The sequence below is a fragment of the Lachnoanaerobaculum gingivalis genome (assembly GCF_003862475.1).
Taxonomy (GTDB): Bacteria; Bacillota; Clostridia; order Lachnospirales; family Lachnospiraceae; genus Lachnoanaerobaculum; species Lachnoanaerobaculum gingivalis.
Genome location: NZ_RRCO01000006.1, coordinates 177,824 through 199,176, shown reverse-complemented (window position 1 = coordinate 199,176; position 21,353 = coordinate 177,824). Strand labels below are relative to the sequence as shown.

General features: G+C 37.3%; 21 protein-coding genes. 10 read left to right on the top strand and 11 right to left on the bottom strand.

Annotated features, from left to right (window positions below):
- Positions 1-25: 25 nt before the first annotated feature.
- A complete protein-coding gene (locus EHV10_RS12745; RefSeq protein WP_128674977.1) occupies positions 26-1,138 on the bottom strand; it encodes an ABC transporter ATP-binding protein in 1,113 nt (370 codons plus the stop codon).
- 245 nt (positions 1,139-1,383) lie between these two features.
- Here EHV10_RS12745 and EHV10_RS12740 point away from each other — a divergent pair, with 245 nt between their 5' ends.
- The 6 genes from EHV10_RS12740 (at position 1,384) to EHV10_RS12715 (ending at position 8,317) form a co-directional block, all read left to right on the top strand.
- Positions 1,384-3,048 (top strand): glycoside hydrolase family 13 protein, encoded by a 1,665-nt coding sequence (locus tag EHV10_RS12740; RefSeq protein WP_128674976.1) that lies wholly within the window; start codon positions 1,384-1,386, stop codon positions 3,046-3,048.
- A 56-nt stretch (positions 3,049-3,104) separates the two neighbouring features.
- Positions 3,105-4,457, top strand: coding sequence for an ABC transporter substrate-binding protein (locus EHV10_RS12735; protein ID WP_128674975.1), 1,353 nt, complete (start codon positions 3,105-3,107; stop codon positions 4,455-4,457).
- 125 nt (positions 4,458-4,582) lie between these two features.
- Entirely contained in the window at positions 4,583-5,620 is a 1,038-nt protein-coding gene (locus EHV10_RS12730; RefSeq protein ID WP_128674974.1) for a carbohydrate ABC transporter permease, read from the top strand.
- Complete coding sequence (locus EHV10_RS12725) at positions 5,620-6,480, top strand: carbohydrate ABC transporter permease (RefSeq protein ID WP_128674973.1); 861 nt, start codon at positions 5,620-5,622, stop codon at positions 6,478-6,480. Before EHV10_RS12730 ends, EHV10_RS12725 begins: the two co-directional genes overlap by 1 nt.
- Positions 6,481-6,556: 76 nt before the next feature.
- Entirely contained in the window at positions 6,557-8,050 is a 1,494-nt protein-coding gene (gene malQ / locus EHV10_RS12720; RefSeq protein WP_128674972.1) for a 4-alpha-glucanotransferase, read from the top strand.
- Positions 8,051-8,056: 6 nt separating this feature from the next.
- Positions 8,057-8,317: a type II toxin-antitoxin system Phd/YefM family antitoxin gene (locus EHV10_RS12715; protein ID WP_007595179.1), complete on the top strand. Its 261-nt coding sequence runs from the start codon at positions 8,057-8,059 to the stop codon at positions 8,315-8,317.
- Between the two features lie 998 nt (positions 8,318-9,315).
- On the opposite strand, the gene EHV10_RS12710 is transcribed toward EHV10_RS12715, so the two are convergent.
- Positions 9,316-9,861, bottom strand: a complete 546-nt coding sequence (locus tag EHV10_RS12710) for a PD-(D/E)XK nuclease superfamily protein (protein ID WP_128674971.1) — start codon at positions 9,859-9,861, stop codon at positions 9,316-9,318.
- A gap of 3 nt (positions 9,862-9,864) precedes the next feature.
- Positions 9,865-10,101, bottom strand: coding sequence for a helix-turn-helix domain-containing protein (locus EHV10_RS12705; protein WP_128674970.1), 237 nt, complete (start codon positions 10,099-10,101; stop codon positions 9,865-9,867).
- Positions 10,102-10,282: 181 nt separating this feature from the next.
- Between EHV10_RS12705 and EHV10_RS12700 the strand changes: the two genes are divergently transcribed.
- From EHV10_RS12700 to EHV10_RS12685, 4 genes are all read left to right on the top strand, one after another.
- On the top strand, positions 10,283-10,978 hold the full coding sequence (locus EHV10_RS12700) for a TRM11 family SAM-dependent methyltransferase (protein WP_330508555.1): 696 nt from the start codon (positions 10,283-10,285) through the stop codon (positions 10,976-10,978).
- Positions 10,979-11,066: 88 nt separating this feature from the next.
- Positions 11,067-11,900 carry a DNA adenine methylase gene (locus EHV10_RS12695; protein WP_128674968.1) on the top strand — a complete coding sequence of 278 codons (834 nt, stop codon included), beginning with the start codon at positions 11,067-11,069 and terminating at the stop codon, positions 11,898-11,900.
- A gap of 12 nt (positions 11,901-11,912) precedes the next feature.
- A complete protein-coding gene (locus EHV10_RS12690) occupies positions 11,913-12,713 on the top strand; it encodes a DNA-methyltransferase (protein WP_128674967.1) in 801 nt (266 codons plus the stop codon).
- A complete protein-coding gene (locus EHV10_RS12685) occupies positions 12,703-13,572 on the top strand; it encodes a type II restriction endonuclease (protein ID WP_128674966.1) in 870 nt (289 codons plus the stop codon). The genes EHV10_RS12690 and EHV10_RS12685 overlap by 11 nt, the downstream gene beginning before the upstream one ends.
- Positions 13,573-13,637: 65 nt before the next feature.
- Here the strand turns inward: EHV10_RS12685 and EHV10_RS12680 are convergent, their stop codons facing one another.
- The 8 genes from EHV10_RS12680 to EHV10_RS12645 all read right to left on the bottom strand — a co-directional run bounded on the left by EHV10_RS12680 (position 13,638) and on the right by EHV10_RS12645 (position 21,328).
- Positions 13,638-15,314: an alpha-glucosidase gene (locus EHV10_RS12680; RefSeq protein WP_128674965.1), complete on the bottom strand. Its 1,677-nt coding sequence runs from the start codon at positions 15,312-15,314 to the stop codon at positions 13,638-13,640.
- Between the two features lie 112 nt (positions 15,315-15,426).
- On the bottom strand, positions 15,427-16,113 hold the full coding sequence (locus tag EHV10_RS12675; protein WP_128674964.1) for a TIGR01906 family membrane protein: 687 nt from the start codon (positions 16,111-16,113) through the stop codon (positions 15,427-15,429).
- Positions 16,113-16,730, bottom strand: coding sequence for a V-type ATP synthase subunit D (locus tag EHV10_RS12670; protein ID WP_128674963.1), 618 nt, complete (start codon positions 16,728-16,730; stop codon positions 16,113-16,115). Before EHV10_RS12670 ends, EHV10_RS12675 begins: the two co-directional genes overlap by 1 nt.
- A gap of 2 nt (positions 16,731-16,732) precedes the next feature.
- Positions 16,733-18,160: a V-type ATP synthase subunit B gene (locus EHV10_RS12665; protein WP_034214108.1), complete on the bottom strand. Its 1,428-nt coding sequence runs from the start codon at positions 18,158-18,160 to the stop codon at positions 16,733-16,735.
- A 10-nt stretch (positions 18,161-18,170) separates the two neighbouring features.
- A complete protein-coding gene (locus EHV10_RS12660; protein ID WP_128674962.1) occupies positions 18,171-19,937 on the bottom strand; it encodes a V-type ATP synthase subunit A in 1,767 nt (588 codons plus the stop codon).
- On the bottom strand, positions 19,937-20,518 hold the full coding sequence (locus EHV10_RS12655; RefSeq protein WP_128674961.1) for a V-type ATP synthase subunit E: 582 nt from the start codon (positions 20,516-20,518) through the stop codon (positions 19,937-19,939). Before EHV10_RS12655 ends, EHV10_RS12660 begins: the two co-directional genes overlap by 1 nt.
- A 65-nt stretch (positions 20,519-20,583) precedes the next feature.
- Positions 20,584-20,892, bottom strand: coding sequence for a V-type ATP synthase subunit F (locus EHV10_RS12650; RefSeq protein WP_007595194.1), 309 nt, complete (start codon positions 20,890-20,892; stop codon positions 20,584-20,586).
- Positions 20,893-20,902: 10 nt separating this feature from the next.
- Positions 20,903-21,328: an ATP synthase subunit C gene (locus EHV10_RS12645; protein ID WP_007595196.1), complete on the bottom strand. Its 426-nt coding sequence runs from the start codon at positions 21,326-21,328 to the stop codon at positions 20,903-20,905.
- Positions 21,329-21,353 lie beyond the last annotated feature (25 nt).

Sequence of the window (21,353 nt, the reverse complement as noted above, 5' to 3'; positions counted from 1 at the left end):
ATTACCCCCTTATCATAAAAACAAATTAGTTTGTAATTGTAAGCTCTGTTTCCTTATCAAATAAATGCACCTTTTCCATATCAAGAGCGAACTTAGCGTGATCGCCTGTTCTAAGATTTGTTCTTGGATTTACTCTTGCTGTCATCTGGAATCCTTCCACATCAAAGTATAAGAATACTTCTGCACCTAAGAGCTCATAAACTTTGATATCAGACTCGATAACGCTGTCAGGAGAGCTGTTGATAAAGAGCTCAGAATCATGCATATCCTCAGGGCGAATACCTACTACTACAGTCTTACCGTTGTAAGAACCGTCTTTGAACTTGGCAATCTTTGAGATAGGAAGCTTAAGTGTATTTGCTCCAACTTTTAAGAATACATCTTCACCTCTGTTCTCAACAACCGCATCCATGAAGTTCATCTGTGGTGAACCGATGAATCCTGCAACGAAGAGATTGCAAGGAGCGTTGTAAAGATTTGCAGGGGAATCAACCTGCTGAACAATACCGTCCTTCATAACTACGATTCTTGTACCGAGTGTCATAGCCTCTGTCTGGTCATGAGTAACGTAGATGATAGTAGCACCGAGTCTCTGATGAAGCTTTGAAATCTCGATACGCATCTGTACTCTAAGTTTTGCATCAAGGTTTGAAAGAGGCTCATCCATAAGGAATACCTTAGGGTTACGAACGATAGCACGTCCCATCGCAACTCTCTGTCTCTGACCTCCTGAAAGAGCCTTAGGCTTTCTGTCAAGGAGCTTCTCAAGGTCAAGTATTCTTGCAGCTTCACGAACAAGTCTGTCTATTTCATCTTTAGGTCTCTTACGAAGTTTAAGACCGAATGCCATATTGTCATATACAGACATATGTGGATAAAGAGCATAGTTCTGGAAAACCATGGCGATATCTCTGTCCTTAGGCTCAACATCGTTAACTACCTTGCCGTCAATCTCAAGTGTACCGCCTGAGATATCCTCAAGTCCTGCGATCATACGAAGTGTTGTAGACTTACCGCAACCTGAAGGTCCTACAAAGATGATGAACTCTTTGTCTGCGATTTCAAGGTTGAAATCCTGAACAGCCTTAAAACCGTTAGGATAAACTTTTTCAATATTCTTTAATGATAAACTAGCCATATTGCCTCCTAAAATTTATACGAATTTTATGTTTCAAGTATATAAAATAAAGTGTAGGCTTTCAATCGCATGCATGACCAAAAATACATACCTTCTTTCGTCAAAATAACGAAGTGAGAAAGTGCCATATATGATTTACATAAAATAGGCATTGTGCTATGCTAAGAAGAATATATCGACCGTAAAAAACTTGATATGATAAAGGAAGTATACGATAGGTGTAAATAATATAGCGAGGTAAGAAAATGAAGAAGGCATGGTGGAAGGAAGCGGTAGTATATCAAATATATCCCAGAAGCTTTTGCGACAGCAATGGAGACGGAATAGGCGATTTAAACGGTATTACAAGTAAACTTGATTATTTAAAAGAGCTTGGAATAGATGTAATATGGCTCTCACCTGTTTATAAGTCACCAAATGATGACAACGGATATGATATCAGTGATTATGAAGATATCATGACAGAGTTCGGAACTATGGATGACTTTGACAGAATGCTTGCGGCGGCACATGAAAGGGGCATAAAGATAGTGATGGATCTGGTAGTAAATCATACATCTGATGAGCATCCTTGGTTTGTTGAGAGCCGCAGTTCAAAGGATAATGAAAAGAGAGATTATTATATCTGGAAGGAAGGCAAGGACGGCAAGGAGCCTACCAACTGGGGTTCCGCATTCTCAGGTCCGGCTTGGAAGTACGATGATAAAACAGATATGTATTATCTTCATCTTTTCTCTGTAAAACAGCCTGATCTTAACTGGGAAAATCCTAAGGTCAGAAAAGAAGTCTTTGATATGATGACAAGATGGTGTAAAAAGGGCATCGACGGTTTCAGAATGGATGTTATAAGCCTTATATCAAAGCCTGAAGGATATCCTGATGCAAAGGTGGTAGGTCTTTACGGAGATATGAATATATGTGCCAACGGACCTAAGGTGCATGATTATCTTAAAGAGATGAATGAGAAGGTACTTTCAAAGTTTGATATTATGACTGTAGGTGAGACTGCGGGAGTTACTCTTGAAGAGGCAAAAAAATATGCAAACAGTGAGGGCAGTGAGCTGAATATGGTGTTCCAGTTTGAACATATGGGGCTTGACGGTGAAGGGGATTTTAAGTGGTCAACAAAGCGCATCCCGCTTGTGCCTTTAAAGGAGAACCTTACAAAGTGGCAGCTGGGGCTTGATGAAGTGGCATGGAACAGCTTGTATTTTTGCAATCATGACCAGCCGAGAATCGTATCAAGACTGGGTGACGACAGTGACGAGTTCAGAGAGGTTTCCGCAAAGTGTATAGCTACCTGCCTACATATGATGCAGGGTACACCTTATGTATATCAGGGTGAGGAGCTCGGTATGACAAATACCGTGTTCAAGTCTGTAGATGATTTTAGAGACCTTGAATCAATCAATGCATATAAGGAGCTTATAGAAAGCGGCCTTTATACTAAGGAGGATATGTTCCCCAAGATTGCGCATAAGAGCAGAGACAATGCAAGAACTCCTATGCAGTGGGATGCAAGCGAGAATGCAGGTTTTACTGCGGGAACTCCTTGGATTGCCGTTAATCCGAACTATAAAAAGATAAATGTTGCCGATCAGCTAAAGAGAGAAGATTCTGTATTCAACTATTATGAGAAACTTATCAGACTCAGAAAAGAAAATGAGATAATAGTATACGGAAATTATGAACTCTTACTTCCGGAAGATGAAAATATTTTTGCATATGTAAGAACTTTGGACAATCAAAAGCTTTTAGTGGTATGTAACTTCAGCAAGGCAGAGCAAAAGTTTGACTTCTCAGACTATGAAAATGCTAAGGTGCTTATATCAAATTATAACAGAGATGTCAGAGAAGACGGCATATTAAAGCCATATGAAGCGACTGTTTTATTACTTGAAAACGCATGAAAAACGTGATAAAATGTTGACAAATATAATAAAGATACTCAATGGAGGAGGATAAAATGAAAAAAAGATTCTTGAGTGTTGCAGCAGGTGTGTTAGCTGTATCTGCTATTTTGGCAGGTTGCGGTTCAGGCGCTGCAAAGAGTGACGGCGGTGCAGATAATCAGAGCAGTGCTGCAGAGACTAAGGCAGGCGAGAGCAAGGCCGACAGTGCTGCAAGCAAAGATGCCCTCAGACTTATCAACGGTAAGATTGAGATTGATGCGCAGTTAAAGAAAGCTGCCGAGAAGTTCAAAGAAAAGACCGGACAGGAAGTTGTTATTGAGTCACTTGGTGGCGGTGTTGATATCCAGGGCCAGATAAAGAGCTACAAGGCTGCCGACAATATGCCTGATATGTTCGTTATCGGTGGTGACGGAGATTACGCTAACTGGACAGATATGGTTGCAGATCTTAGTGATACAGAGTTTGCAAAGAATACAGACTTTGCTTACAAGGATAAGGCAACAGGTAAGGTTGTAGGTTTCCCATATGCGGTAGAGGGATATGGAATCACATACAATGCCGATATCTTGGAGAAAGCAGGTATCGATCCTGCAACACTTACAAATTATGATGCTTTCAAGGCTGCTTTTGAGAAGCTTGACGGCATGAAGGATGAGCTTGGTATTCAGGCTGTAGCATCAGTTGCTGCAGAGGCAGGACAGATGTATTGGTCAACAGGTAACCACTTATTCGGTTATTACTATACAGGTGGTCTTGAGAGAGGCGACAACAAGTATTTTGATATGGCAATGAAGGGTGAACTTGATGATGAGAGACTTGGTGAGTTTGCCGATATGACAGAGCTTCTTTTCAAGTATGCAGATCCACAGGTACTTGTTTCAGGAACATATGATGATCAGCTTGCACTTTGGGCACAGGGAAAGACAGCATTTATTACACAGGGTAACTGGATTGATCCTTCACTCCCAACATACAATGTAACATTTAAGGCAGGTCTTTTACCACTTGCTTTCACAAAGTCAGATATGACAAGAATCCTTGCAGACTGCCCATCATGGTGGTGTGTATATAAGGACGGTAAGAATGTAGAAGGTGCTAAAGCTTTCCTTGACTTCCTTGCTACAGATCCTGATGCACAGGAGATTCTTGTAAAAGAAGCAGGTATGATTTCACCATATAAGACAAGTACAATAGAGCCTGAGACTCCACTTGCGGTTAGCCTTAAGAAGTATGTAGATGCAGGTGAGACATCTTCATGGGCATGGTCAAATATGCCTGAAGGACTTGCACAGAACGCACTTGGACTTGTATTTGATTCATTTGCAAAGGGAAGTATTACAAGAGATGATTTTGTAACTTTGATGAAGTCAACAATGGCTGACTACATAGCAAACAATAAGAAATAATATTTTTAAAATGCTTCGCAAATTATAGAACAGCCGAGTCTTTGAAGTTTTGATGGCGACTTTTTAAAGTCGCCATTTTTTTATAGAAAGATTTTTTAAGCTAAGTTTATTGAAAGGAGTGAAAATTGAATACAGATAAAAAAATAATTCCTTTGGCAATGCTGGCTCTTGGAGCAATACTTACAATTTATGCATTGATTTTGGACCTGACCGGGGCTACAGGAGAGCTTAGAGGATATATACTTATTTTAGGTGTTATTTTACTTATATTAGGCGTATTTAAAATGCCGCACAAGAAGCACACAAAGATAGTAAATATGGTATTTTTATTTCCAATGGTATTTACTTTTGCAGTGACAGTTATAATTCCGTTTATTTTGGGTATTATATATTCATTTACAGATTGGAACGGAATACAGGTTACAAGATTTGTCGGATTTGAAAATTACATTACAATGTTTAAGCAGTCGGACTATGTATATTCATTTGTAATTACACTTATATATACAGTTATAAATATGGTTTTGGTCAATGTTGTCGGATTTGCACTGGCGCTTGTGTGTTCATCAAAGATGAAAGGTACATCTTTCTTCCGTTCGGCTTACTTTTTACCGAACCTGATTGGTGGTCTTGTACTCGGTTATGTATGGCAGTTTATCTTCAATAAGGTATTTACAACCATATTTGCAGGTTCATTGTCAATGCTTACAGATGCCAACCTCGCACTGCTTGCTATTTTGATAGTAAATACATGGCAGTATGCCGGATATATAATGCTTATTTATCTTACAGGTCTTCAGACTGTGCCCAAGGATGTACTTGAGGCATCGGGAGTTGACGGCGCTTCAGCATTTACAACATTGTTTAAGATAAAGATACCTATGATTGCAAATACATTTACAGTATGTATATTCCTTACATTGGTAAATTCATTTAAGCAGTTTGACTTAAACCTTGCGATAACAAACGGTGCACCGAGCCGTATTATGGGACCGAAGATTATCCAGGCTACAGAGCTTTTGGCTCTTAATATTTACAATACAGCTATAAGAAAGAATAATTATGCTCTTGGTCAGACCAAGGCGGTTGTATTCTTTATAATACTTGCAGCAGTATCTTTGACACAGGTTGCAATCAGTAAGAAGAGGGAGGTAGAGCTATAATGAAAGCACAGAAATCAAGAAATTTAATCGGCAGTATTATAGGCTTTATCATTGCATTCTTTATATTGTGCCCGTTCTTCCTGGTAATTATAAACTCTGCAAAAACCAGCGCAGATATAGTAATAAGTCCTATATCTTTACCTAAGAACTGGGGACAGATGCTTGCAAACTTTAAGGGTGTTATAAACAATGACAACTTCAGTTATTGGAGTTCTTTCAGAAGCTCTTTGATAATTACAGTAGTTTCACTTGTGCTTTTGACATTGTTCTCATCAATGGCGGCATGGGTACTCAGCCGTCATCATAAAGAGGGTTGGTCAAACTTTATCTTCATGATGTTTGTAGCGGCTATGGTTATTCCTTTCCAGGTAGTTATGCTTCCTATACTTACAGTTTTCAAGAATATAGGAAACTTTACAGGAATACAGATGCTTTCAAGCTATAAGGGTGTAGTATTTGCTTACCTCGGCTTTGGAGGTTCCATGTCAATATTTGTATTGCACGGATTTATAAAGGGTATTCCAAAGGAGCTTGAGGAGGCTGCATGGATTGACGGTTGCTCTCCTGAAGGCACATTCTTCAGAATAATAATGCCTCTTCTTCGTCCGGTACAGATGACGGTTCTTATACTGAACGGTTTGTGGATATGGAACGACTACTTGCTTCCGTCCATTATGCTTGGACTTAACGGTAAGATCAAAACACTGCCTATCGCAGTAAGCAGCTTTGTAGGCTCTTATGTAAAGCAGTGGGATTTGATTCTTAGCGCCGCATTCCTTGCTATGATTCCTATAGTATTATTATTCCTGATTGCACAAAAGCAGATCATTCAGGGAATGGTAGACGGAGCCATTAAATAAGATGTTAAAGGGGTAAACCCTAAATATAAGCCATGCGAATCCGGTTTTGCATGGCTTAAAAAATAAGGAGGAGAAAATGAGAAAAAGTGGAATATTACTTCATATAAGCAGCCTTCCGGGCAAGTACGGAATAGGAAGTTTCGGAAAAGCGGCATATCACTTTGTTGACAAGTTAAAAGCGGCAAAGCAATCATACTGGCAGATATTACCTCTCGGACCTACAAGTTATGGAGACTCACCATATCAGTCATTTTCCACATTTGCAGGAAATCCGTACTTTATAGATCTTGAACAGCTTATAGAAGAAGGGCTTTTGACAAAAAAAGAATGTGACAACATAGATTTCGGTACGGATCTAAAGAAAGTGGACTATAAAAAGCTCTATGAAGGAAGATTTGAGCTTTTGCATAAGGCATATGAGAGAGCAAAGGTCTACGAAGATGATAAATTTGCAGATTTTGTTTATGAGAATTCCAAATGGCTCTGGGATTATGCACTCTTTATGGCGCTTAAAGACTATTTTAACGGAGAGCCTTTTAATACCTGGCCGAAGGATATAAGAGAAAGATATGATTATGCCATCAATTATTATAGGGAGAAGCTTTACTTTGATATAGAATTTTATCAGTTCCTACAATATAAGTTTGATGAACAGTGGAAGAAATTAAAAGCATATGCCAATGAAAACGGTGTAGAGATTATCGGTGATATTCCTATTTATGTGGCTATGGACAGTGCGGACACCTGGGCGCACAGAGAGTTGTTCCAAATGGATGAAGAGGGTAAGGCTGTAGCGGTGGCCGGTTGTCCGCCTGACGGTTTTGCTCCTGACGGACAGCTTTGGGGAAATCCGCTTTATAATTGGGGATATCACAGAGATACAGGTTTTAAATGGTGGATAAAGAGACTGAGAAAAAATTTTGAAAATTATGATGTTATAAGGATAGATCATTTCAGAGGATTTGATGAATATTATTCCATCCCTGCAGAGAATGAGACTGCTGCAGGCGGTCACTGGGAGAAGGGTCCGGGTATTGAACTCTTCAATAAGATAAAGGAAAGACTTGGTGACTGTAAGCTTATAGCGGAGGATCTTGGATATGTGACAGACAGTGTAAGAAGACTTGTAAATGACAGCGGATATCCCGGAATGAAAGTCCTCGAATTTGCTTTCGATTCCAGAGACACGGGAAGCGCAAACGACTACTTGCCTCACAATTATACAAGAAACAGCGTGGTATACACCGGTACTCATGACAATGAGACTGTGATGGGATGGCTTGATGATATTACGGAAAAAGAGTATGATATGGTACTTGCATACTTTAATTTAAAGAAGTCCGATAAGAAGACCGAAGTCTGTGATGCACTTATCAGAGCGGCTATGGGAAGTGTTTCGGATACATGTATTATACCTATACAGGACTATCTTCACTATGACCACAGGTATAGAATGAACACACCTTCCACAATAGGTAAGAACTGGATGTTCAGACTTACCGAGAATGAGATAGATGAGAATACATGGAAAAATATCAAGTACCTGACAGAGTTGTATGGCAGAGGGTGAGAGATTATGCCACAAATTATTCCTATTAAAGATTTGAAAAACACTTCAGAGATTTCAGATTTATGCCATAGTACATCAGAACCTGTTTTTATAACAAAAAATGGATATGGTGATATGGTAATTATGAGTATTGATACCTTTGAAGGAATATCCAATAAGATGAATATGTATCAAAGTCTTATAAACTCAGAACAGCAAATCAAAGAGGGAAAAGTACGTGATGCAAGAGAGGCTCTTAATACAGTGAGGAATAAGTATGATTTATAATATTATTTTATGAAATCGTTCGAGTATCATGAAGCTAAGGTTACCGGAATGGATTATGTAATCATATATAAGATCGTTGATAAAAATGTCTATATATTAGGAATTTTTCATACTTTAGAAAATTATGAAAATAGGAATTTGTTGTAAAAAGATGATTTTTAGTATTATATAAAAATATGTTTGCTAATAAGTAATTTTATTTACTACAGAACAAAATAAAAATATCCTGACAAATACAATGCGTTTTGGCTTTGTGACTTTGTTAGGATATTTTGGTTCTCTGTAATGTTAGTTCGTTTTGGAATAAAATTCACCGGATAAAATTTAGCTTTTTCATTTTAGCTTATGCTATTTTATCTTGTGGTTGTTCTTCAAAATACTTTAGAATTACATAGAGAAAATAATGATATTAATTTATATTTCTTCCTACTGTAAAAAGTATAATTTTTTAATAAATCGTATTTAGAGAACGATAATTGAAGCATCGGAAATATTCATTCTCTTTAATATCTCAGAAATTACCTCTGTTTGAATAGAACATATAGGACATTTCAGAATGGATTTTTCTATCTGTATATTAGCATATAACTTCTCTCGAAGTTTTTTCTTATACGAATAATTGGCTAACAGTCTGGAAAAATTCAAACTCTCCATAATGTTTTTATTGATATCATTTCCTGACAGCACATAGCTTTTTAGTAATTATACTCGACTATTGCTTCGACAAGATATACAGTTACTCTGATCTCTGTTAACAGTTTTTCTAAGTCCAAAACATCTGGAGTATTTAATCTGACCACAATTAGGACATTCTTTTAAAAAGTCACCATTGGAAAAGCCGACAAGATTAGTGACTCGTAATCCATTACCATCATATCCACTTACTTTTGAAAAACTGACAGAAGTTATAGGAAGAGATTCAAATACTTGCCCATCTTCTAAAGTTATAGGTAGCTTATAAATCATAGTAAAGTCTCCTTTTAAGATAGATAATTATTTTATAATTTATATATATTTGGTTCCTGTAGACCTAAGAATCCTAAAGGAACTTTGTTATAAAAATAGTGGCATCCAACATCTTTAATATATTGGAGAGTATCTCTATACTCTGGTCTTGTAAACCAATCATTGAATATATAAAGATACTCTACTTTAAAATCAATTGGGTGGCATAGTTTTTCATATTCTTTTTTCTTAAAATCACAATTAGGCAATTTTTCATCCACTGAGCCGGAACAATGTTGAAATTTTTTTTCAATAATGTAAACTGTTCTATTTTTGAAATTAACAAAACATTCATCCGGACGCCATTGTTTAGAATTAAAAGCTGAATAGTCTATCCCATTTTCTTTTAAAAAAAAATTGTAGAAGTTGATCTTGCCAACAGAAAGACCAATTTTATCGTTTTTATTATATACTTCATATTCTTCAACTCTATATCCTGCATCTTTTAAAGCATCATCAAGGGAAGTGGTTTGCTCAAAAGATAATCCGTTAACATTGGTACGAGCACCGCCTCCAAAGGTATTTGGTTTTCTAGACATTTATTATATTCTCCTTTCAAAAAATTCTGTAATATCAACATTAAGGGTATTGGCAATATGATTTAGGACAGCTATAGAAATACTTTTATTACAGCTTGGTGCTTCGATTTTCGAAATGTAACTTATACTAATTTTAGATTTTTCTGATAGATCCAATTGTGTAAGTCCAGACTTCTCTCTGAAATATTTTATGTTTGCACCAATGGTATTATATAACTCTGTTTCATTATAAAATTTCATATCACTACCCCCTCAACTATCCGAGAACATTATATGTATATATTTTAAAAATATGAATTCACTTATAGTGAAATAAAAATTTATAAAATCATAGATTTTTTGTGATAAATAATGTACTATAAAGATAAATTAAATATGAAAGGGGGAGGGTAGTATATTATTACAGCCGAGTAACTTTAACTTGGAACAGTCTACGATATGGTCGTTTCCGGACCGTGGCAAATGGGCAACTCATTCAGGAGAGTATCGAGGAAATTGGTCTCCATATGTTCCAAGAAATCTTATACTTTTATATTCTAAGCCGGGTGACTGGATTCTGGATCAATTCTTAGGTAGTGGGACTACACTTGTAGAAGCAAAACTACTACATCGTAACGCAGTGGGTGTAGATATTAACCCACAATCAATTTCTCTGTCGGGAAAAAATATCAACTTTAAATATGATACAAAAGCAAAAATTTTTATTAAAGAAGGAAATGCGGTGAATCTGTCTTTTATCAAAGATGAAAAGATTGATTTTATTTGTACACATCCTCCGTATGCTGATATTATCAAGTATAGTAATAATATAGACGGTGATATCTCTTTATTAAATAAGCATGAATTCATGACTGCCATAACTGAGGTTGCAATGGAGTCATATCGTGTTTTGAAAAAAGGTAAATACTGTGCTGTCATGATGGGTGATAAAAGAGAAAAGGGTAACGTTATACCGTTAGGTTTTATGTTAATGGAAAAGTTTTTAAATGTAGGATTTAAAAATAAAGAGATAATAATAAAAGAACAACATAATTGTAGTTCAACAGACAAATGGCTTAAAGTGGATAGAAAGTTTTTGCTCTTGGCACATGAGTATATCTTTGTTTTTGAAAAATAAATCTATATATTATAAAAAAGTTAACTACATTGATATTGAACTATTTTTAACGTATAATGAAACAAGTTATACGAAAAGAGGAATATATATGTCAAATAAAAATATAGCACCATTTGTTAAATGGGCAGGTGGAAAGAGGCAGTTACTGGAAAGAATAGTTGAAAGAATGCCTCAGCGCTATGTTAATTATTTTGAGCCTTTTATAGGTGGAGGGGCAGTTTTATTTGGACTGCAACCTAAAAATGCATTAATTAATGATATTAATGAATCTTTAATTAATACATATAAAGTAATAGCGAATAGTCCAAAGCAGTTTATTGAATGTGTGAAAGAAATAGACTCTAAAATAGGAGAAGATGGAAAAACATATTATTACTCATTAAGAGAGCATTATAATGATAAATTAATGAAAGATGAGTTTGATATAGAATTGGCAGCACTATTTGTATTTATAAATAAGCATTGTTTTAATGGATTATACAGAGTTAATGGCAAAGGATTATTTAATGTTCCGTACAATAATAGTAAGAGGGAATCTATTGATGAAGAATCAATAATGGTAGTTTCAGATTATTTAAAGAATGTAACCATTATGTCAGGAGATTTTGAAGTGGCATGTCAAGGTGCAGGAAAGGGTGATTTTGTGTTTTTGGACAGTCCATATGCGCCATTAAATCCTACATCATTTGAATCTTATACTAAAGAGGGTTTTGATATAGAGAGTCATAAAAGACTTGCAAAGGTGTTTGATAAGCTGACGGATAGAGGTTGTTATTGTATGCTCACAAATCATAATACAGATTTTATCAATAGTCTATATGGAAATAAGGGTTATAAAATAGATATTGTCAGTGTGAAGAGAATGATAAACTCAGATGCATCTAAAAGGACCGGGGAAGAGGTAATTATTTGTAATTATTAAAGGATGTTTCAAATGCAAAGATTATTTTGTAAGAACCAGAAGTATTTCTATGAAAATGAGTATTCTCAAATAATATTAGGAGATTTATTTCAGGTATTAAAAAAAGTAAAACCTGAAAGTATAGATATGATATTTGCAGATCCTCCATATTTTTTGAGCAGTGGTGGGGTAACATGTAGTGGTGGTAAAATGGTTTCAGTTAATAAAGGAGAGTGGGATAAGATTGGAAACACTTCGGTAAATGTTACTGAAAAGCATAGATTTAACAGAAAATGGATTAGACTTTGTAAGAAAGCTTTAAAGCCGGATGGAAGTATTTGGATTTCCGGTACATTACATAATATTTATTCTATCGGTATGGCTCTTGAACAGGAAGGTTTTAAAATTATCAATAATATTACATGGCAAAAAACAAATCCTCCACCAAATCTTGCTTGCAAATGTTTTACACATTCAACAGAAACCATACTGTGGGCACAGAAGGCCGATAAAAAAGCTAATCATTTTTTTAATTATAAACTAATGAAAGAGTATAATGCTGGAAAACAGATGAAGGATGTTTGGACAGGAGGTTTAACTAAACCATCAGAGAAAAAATATGGTAAACATCCGACTCAAAAGCCGGAATATTTACTGGATAGGATAATACAAGCATCCACGCATCCCGGAGATATTATATTAGATCCGTTTTGTGGGTCAGGCACAACAGGAGTGGTAGCAAACAGGCTGGGCAGATTGTTTATAGGAATTGATATAGAAGAGGAATATCTACATATTACAAAATTACGATTGGAGACGGTTAATGACAAATAGGAATTTTGAAGAGTGGTTAAATTCATTTACAGATAATATAAATAGTTGGAATTATTATGTAAACTATAGTACCGCTTATAAGAATACAGCTAAAGTTAAAAGACAATTGGCTTTATTAAATACATTAAAAGGTGTTGAGAATATTGAGGATGAGTTTAGAGATTTAGTTAGGGAATATCCTGAATGTATAAAAGCCATACCATTGTTATTGGCAGTTAGAGAAGATACCATTGCGATTACAGAGAATGACAGAAGACTCGATTTTAATTTTAATAATATGAATTATGATGTGGAGTTGTATGTTGAATTTATGCGAAAAACAGGAATTTTTGAGCTCCTACAGAGTCATGTTATTGGTGATTTATTAGATGTGGGTCTTGGAATCAATATTGGCTTGGATAGTAATGCAAGAAAAAACAGAGGTGGAGATCAGATGGAGGATCTGGTCGAGTTCTTTATAAAAGAAGCAGGGTTTAAAAAGGATATTACATATTTCAAAGAGATGTATCTACATGACGTAGAGAAAAAATGGGGATATGATCTTTCAACAATTAGTGCTGATGGCATTGCTAAGAAAAGATTTGACTTTGTAGTGAAGCCGGAGGGGAGTAGAGATGTCTATATATGTGAATGTAATTGCTATTCTTCAGGGGGCTCTAAACTCAATGAGACTGCAAGAAGCTTTAAAACTATATCATTAGAAGCAGATGGAATTGAAAATGTTCACTTTGTCTGGTTTACAGACGGAGCAGGATGGCAAAAAGCAAAGGGAAACTTAAATGAGACATTTTTAATACAGAAAGATTTATATAATATTGCAGACTTAAAGAACGGAATAATAAAAAAGAAATTCATATAGTATAATTATATTTATTTACTTATTTGGCTGTTGCACTTTTATACAGTGCAACAGCAAATTTTTTTTTAGATTTCAATCACAAGTGCCTGGTATCCTTCAAGCCTTATCTCTGTATCTGATACAAAGTCAACATTTTCCACATTGTTTAAAACAACCTTTTTACATTTTGAAGGAAGTTTTACAGTCTGCGGCTTGGTCTGGAAGTTGCCGAGTACAAGTAAAGTCTGATTATCTGAAACTCTCTTAAATGCCATAAGTTTCTCTACCTCAGGGAGATACGGTACGGTCTTACCATATACCACAGTCTCGGAATATTCCGGATTTTTTCTGAGAGCGGTAAGTTTTTTATAGTAAGAGAGCAGGGAGTCAGGATCATTTATTTGTGATGCCGCATTGATTCTCTTATAGTCAGGGCTTACCATAAGCCATGGGTTTCCTGTTGTAAATCCTGCATTTTTGCTGTCATCCCACTGGAAAGGAGTACGGCTGTTGTCACGGCTGTAATGCTTTACGGCCGCAAATGCTTCTTCCGGAGAAAGTCCGGCTTCAATTGCTACTTTATACTGGTCACGGGTTGATATATCATCTATTTGGTCCATAGAGGTGAAGTTTACATTCTCCATACCTATTTCCTGGCCCTGATATATAAACGGAAGTCCACGAAGCATAAACTGCATTGTACCGAGGAATTTTTTTGCGGTTTCGCTAAGCTCGTCTGCAGGGATATAGTGGCTCACACCTCTTGGCTCATCATGGTTTTCGATAATGGTGGAAATCATTCCGATATCACCGATTTTTTCCTGAGTCTCAAAGCAGCATCTCTTATAGTCATCAGGGGTGATAGGCTTGCAGTCATACCAACCGTTCCTACTCTTTCCGAATATTGTCTCATTGAAGTCAAACATACTTGAAAAATAGCCGTCATCACCGATGAAAAGAGGAATATCCTCTTCACGCTCGTCAAATACTTCACCGACTGTGAAAGCGTCATGCTTGGCAAATGTTTCATTTTTAAGTTCTGTAAGGAAGTCACCTACACCTATAGCATCCTCAAGCATTCTATGTGTCTCCACAAAGCCGTCTTCTCTATCGGGTGGGTAGCAATAGTCAATTATAGGTAGAGCCTTCTTTATATTTATAATGGCATCAATTCTAAAGCCTGCAAGTCCTCTCTCAAGCCACCAGTTGATCATTGTATATATTTCTTCACGAACTTTTTTGTTTTCCCAGTTGAGGTCAGGTTGCTTTTTATGGAAGAGGTGAAGATAGTACTTGTTCGTACCGGGGATCTTTTCCCATGCACTTCCGCCAAAGTAAGAGCGCCAGTTATTAGGCTCTTTGCCGTCCTTACCTTCTTCGATATAGAAGTACTTTCCATATTCTCCGTCAGGATCTTCCATAGCTTTTTTAAACCACTCATGCTCGTCTGAGCAGTGATTTACTACAAGGTCCATAAGGATGTACATATCTCTTTTTTTAGCTTCTGCCAAAAGTTCATCCATATCGTCCATATTTCCGAATACGGGATCTATATTGTAGTAGTCTGAAATATCATAGCCCTGATCTGCAAAAGGAGAGCAGTAACAAGGAGACAACCATATTATGTCAACTCCGAGAACTTTTAAATAGTCAAGTTTTTCTGTAATACCTCTCAGGTCACCTATACCGCTTCCTGTAGTATCATTAAAACTTTTTGGATATATTTGATAAGCAACTTTACCATGCCACCATTTTTTCTTCATAAATAACCTCCTAAGAAAATATTTTTCTAAAGTCATAATTTATCATAATATCATATTATATGCAAATATAAAAATAAGGTGTAAGTAAGATACATACACCTTATTATAAAAATTATTTAAAAATTTTCTTTAAAACCACACCGCTACCTATCATAGACAGGATAAAAGCGGAAAATACTATCATAATTCTTTTAGACATATCCATAAAGAAGCCCTGTGGCACTATATTTATCAAATTGTCGGTAGCCGGGTCAAGCATCCACAAATCATTGTTAAAAAAGATATGGTGGAAGATTATAAAATATTTTTCAAAATCTCCGGCAATAAGAAATACCAAAACGGCAGTTATGGCCAGAGTAATTAAAGTGCCGAATGTAAGTACATTTGACAGAAATGAAAATACTTTACCTTTTAATAATTTTGCCGCTATAATGCAAAGAATACTGACCGCTATAAGTATATATCGAAGATAAACAGCTCCTACAAAAAGACCTCGTACATCCTCCATATGTGCAACCTCTCTTTCATTAAAGAAAGCCGTGTCGGGGATTCCTGCGATATTTGCATTTATATCGGAGAGCTTTTCTCTGTCACCTTTCAGATAGCTCATCATTTCTTTTGTAACATTCATAAGATCCGGCATTGAAATATCCACATAGCTTGTTACAGCATATTTCTTATATTCTTTTTCATAAAAAGAGAAGTCGGAATATGCCGCAATTTCTATGGATGTAACCAATACGATAAACATCAGTGAAAAGCTTAAAATAATTCCTAAAAAGAATCTAAGTATTTTCATCATGCATCCTTCCAAGACTTTATAACCTTCAACCTGGTGAATTCCTCACGATCCTTTTCTTCCAAAGCATTCGTGATACTCTTTGTGAGATTTTCATAGGTTGGAATAGTGATATTCTTTAAGGCATTGGCTCTTTTTTGAGTCTTTTTAATATTTCTTGCCAGACGATAAGCGGAATTTTCTATCATGGAGAGTCTTACGGTAAGTCTTTTTACTTCATTAAAGCATTCTCTGGCTTTATCAAGTGACTCTCTTGTAGCGTAATAAGCATATGTAGGCTCCATGGGAGAATCATCAAATCTTACAAGAGGTATTTCAGTACCCATTACCGACCTGGTCTTTATCTGTATACTGTCTTCAACAGGCACCGAACCTGCGATATCCGATACGAAGTCGATACCCAATTCGATATTTGCATACATCAGTGCCTTGTAAGCGGCACTGAAGGTCGTATCTATTTGTTTTTGGATTTCCTTAGCCTCATCAATCAATCCCATAAGCTCGCGGATAAGAATATTTCTCTTCTTATCCATCAAGCCATAGCCCTGCCTTGCCAGTGCCAGAGAGTTTTTTGAGGCTATCAAATTACCCTTTGTCGGGAATGTATTAATATTCATATTTAATCCTCTACTGCAGCAGGAACTATATCACCGTTTGCATCAAGTACTGTTGGCTTATAATACTGATCAAGTACCTTTGTATCTATTCTGTCAAGCTCGCCTCTAGGCATCAGACCCAGAAGTTTCCAACCGATTTCCAAGGTATCAAATATTGTTCTGTTATCATTAACAGACTGACCGATAAACATCTGCTCAAAGGCTCTACCGAATATAAGGTATTGTTTATCCGTATCGGACAATTCATCCTCACCGATAACTGATGCAAGTGCTCTGGCATCACCTACCTTAGAGTAGGAAGAGAAGAGCTGATTTGCAACATCCTGATGGTCCGCTCTTGTAAAGCCTTCACCGATACCGTCCTTCATAAGTCTTGAAAGAGACGGAAGTACCGAGATAGGAGGATAGATTGACTGACCGTTTAAGTCTCTGTCAAGAACTATCTGTCCTTCGGTTATATACCCGGTAAGATCGGGAATCGGGTGAGTGATATCATCATTCGGCATGGTAAGTATCGGAATCTGTGTAACGGAACCGTTCACACCGTTTACAATACCCGCTCTCTCATATATGGTGGCAAGCTCTGAATAAAGATATCCCGGGAAACCTTTTCTTGAAGGAATCTCACCCTTTGAAGATGAAACCTCACGCATTGCCTCTGCAAAAGAAGTCATATCTGTAAGTATTACAAGTATATGCATGCCCTTTTCAAAGGCAAGATACTCGGCAACGGTAAGAGCCACCTTCGGAGTAATAAGTCTTTCAACCACAGGATCGTTTGCAAGATTGATGAATGTGATAACATGGTCACTAACACCGCTCTCTGCAAATGTTCTCTGGAAGAAATCAGCCACATCATGCTTTACACCCATGGCTGCAAATACAACCGCAAACTTCTCATCATCATTGTTGCTGTCACCCAAAGAAGATTGACGAACAAGCTGTGCCGCAAGTTCATCATGTGGAAGGCCGTTTCCTGAGAATATAGGTAACTTCTGACCTCTGATAAGTGTCATAAGTCCGTCGATAGCGGAAATACCGGTTCTGATATAGTTTCTCGGATATTCCCTTGTGACAGGATTTAAAGGCTTTCCGTTTACATCTATGGTCTTTTCCGCCTCTACACTTCCAAGTCCGTCGATAGGTTCTCCGATACCGTTGAAAGTTCTTCCGAACATTGCCTCGGAAACGCCTATTTCCATAGGCTTTCCTGTAAGCTTGGTATGTGTGTTTCTAAGTGCCATACCGTCGGTTCCTTCAAAAACCTGTATTACCGCTTTGTCACCGTTTATTTCAATGATTTTGCCAAGACGTCTTTCTTTACCGTTTACGGTCATTTCTACAATCTCATCATAGGCAGCACCCTTGACACCCTCAAGAACTACCAGTGGTCCGTTTATGGAACTAAGTCCAAGGTATTCTATTGACATGTTTTACCTCCTATGCATTCTTTTCAAGTACTTTTTCGTAGAATGTGTCAATATCTTTTTTGTATTGATCCAACATCTCGAGCTTATCATTAGGAACATCATACTTTATGGAAGAAACTTTGTCCCAAATACTGTCCTGATGCAAAACACTCATAGGCATACCCTGATGAACAAGTGCTTTTGATTTCTGATAGAGATAGAGTATAACGTCCATCATTTTGTACTGTTTTATCAGCGGAACACAAGTATCATCCTTGTGGAAGGCGTTTTGCTGAAGGAAACCTACTCTTATAACCTTCGCTATATCAAGTACAAGTTTCTGATCGTCAGGCAAAACATCCGCACCTATAAGTTTTACTATTTCCATCAGAGATGCTTCCTGATTGAGTATATATACAAGTCTGTTTCTGTATTCTACAAAGTTCTTATCCACATGCTCAGCATACCAAGGCGCAAGATCTGTCAGGTATTCGGAATAGCTGTCAAGCCACTGTATAGCAGGGAAATGTCTTGCATATGCAAGTCTCTTATCAAGTCCCCAGAAACAACGTACAAATCTCTTGGTATTTTGTGTTACAGGCTCGGAGAAATCACCACCCTGTGGAGATACCGCACCGATAATTGATACCGAGCCTTCACTTCCGTTTAAGTTTTGCATCATGCCGGCTCTCTCATAGAATGCTGAAAGTCTGGAAGCCAGATATGCCGGGAAACCTTCCTCGGCAGGCATTTCCTCAAGTCGTCCTGAGATCTCACGAAGAGCCTCAGCCCATCTTGATGTTGAGTCCGCCATGATTGCAACATCATAACCCATATCACGGTAGTATTCTGCAAGTGTCAGTCCTGAATAAAGAGATGCCTCTCTGGCTGCAACCGGCATATTTGAAGTGTTTGCGATAAGAGTTGTTCTGTCCATCAAAGGATTGCCGGTCTTAGGATCGATAAGTTCGGAGAACTCCTCAAGAACCTGAGTCATCTCATTTCCACGCTCACCGCAACCGATATAAATAATAATATTTGCATCGGACCATTTTGCAATCTGGTGCTGTGTCATAGTCTTACCTGTACCGAAACCGCCCGGAACAGCTGCAGTACCTCCCTTTGCAAGAGGGAAGAGGGTATCAAGAATTCTCTGACCGGTAATAAGCGGAACGCTTGCCGGGAATCTCTTTTTTATAGGTCTTGGAACACGAATAGGCCAGTGTTGTGTCATGGTGATTGGAATCTCACTGCCGTCTTCAAGCTGCAAAGTGAGAATTTTGTCATTTATCGTATACTCACCGTCTTCAACCACATCCAAAACATAACCCTTAAGGTTTGGAGAGAGCATTACTCTATGTAATATTGCCGGTGTTTCAGGCACCTCGGCAATTATGGTTCCGCCGTCTATAGCCTGTCCCGGTTTTACGGTTATATGTGTTTTCCAAAGTTTCTTTGTATCAAGTGAATCCACACTTACACCTCTGGAAATATAGGTTCCGTCAACCTTTGCAATTTCACTTAAAGGTCTTTCAATACCGTCAAAGATATTGTTAAGGATACCCGGCGCAAGAGTTACGGAAACGGGAGCGTCTGTACCTGTTACAATTTCACCGGGCTTAATTCCGCCGGTTTCCTCATAAACTTCTATGACGGTTGCATCGGAAGTAAGTCCGATTACCTCACCTACAAGATTTTCTTCTCCTACATATACCATCTCATGCATTTCAAAACCGGAATCATTTGATGTCTTCACTATAGGTCCGTTTATTGCAAATATAATACCTGTAGTTGCCATTATAGTACCTCCATATCTACATCAAATTTTTCCTTTGCTTCTGAAATCTTTTTTTCAAAAGAATTGTCAATCAGAATATTTTTTGCCGGTATAACGGCTCTCATACCGCCATGAAAAGGATATTTACTGATGGCTATATCAATATCATGCCTTACAGAAAGATCATGTGCGAGAGATTCATCATTAGGGTCTATATATATTTTCACCTCATCATTTCCCGCAAATTTCAATGCTCTTTCAATTTGTGAATCTATCAAAGCTACATATTCGGGAGTTTCCTGATACTTTGCGAGTCTTTCCTCAAGCTGTGCAAAAATCTTTTCCTTGAGCTCGGCAGCCTTTTTGCCAAGCTCCATTCGTAGTTTTATCTGTTCAAGAGCGAGCTCTTTGTTCATCTCTTTGTCAATCCTTGTGGTTTCAGTTTTGACTTCCATATCAGCAAGTCTCGTCTCACTGTTTTGGTAGTCTAAAAAGTCCTTCTCTAAAGCATTTTTATAATCTGAAAGTATTTTTTCAGCGGCGGCAATGGCATCAGCAGTGCAAGCCTCTTTAAAATGCTGTAGTTTTTCTTCTATTGTCAAGATAATACCTACCTTTTTAATCTTAATCTAAAGTTCATTTTGCAAGATTGTAATCATGCAAACTGTTACAGTTTCAAGCCGATAGCCTCATTTACATAGTCTGTAATGAAGTTTTCGGATCTTCCGGTACCATGTCGATCCGGTATATCAATAAAGAGTGGTATATGTGATTCCATCTTATATTTATTTACAAGCTCGGGATAATCCTTTGAAAACTTTTCCGTGAGAAGCACAATGCCGATATCTTTGCTTTTTATAACAAAATCAAGGGCATTTGCAAGTTCATGTTTTTCATGAACCACCACTCCTTCCACCCCTGCAAGTCTCATACCTGTAAGAGTATCCACATTATCACTTATAAGATACATTTTCATAAAATCGCCTTTATAAACGACCAAGAATCATGAATGCAACTACAAGTCCGTAAAGGCAAACACCTTCTGCAAGACCTACGAAGATAAGTGACTTACCAAGGATTGAACCGTCCTCACTGATAGCACCAAGTGCTGCTGAAGCTGCAGCAGATACGGCAATACCGCCACCGATACATGCAAGACCTACTGAAAGAGCTGCTGAGAGATATCCTAAACCTGTAGCTGATGAAGCTGCTGTTTCAGAAGCTGCGTAAGCATTTCCGGATAAGAAAAATACGCATGTAATTGCCATAACACCGAAGAACATAACAACATTTCCTGCAAGGGCTTTTTTATAACGACCCTTTGTCTTTTCGCCTATCATAAATGCGATATAAGGAACTGCGATACTTAAAATAAGGGCTGCTGCAAGTGTTACTTTTACTAATGTATTCATTTTTTTCTCCTAACTAAAACATAAA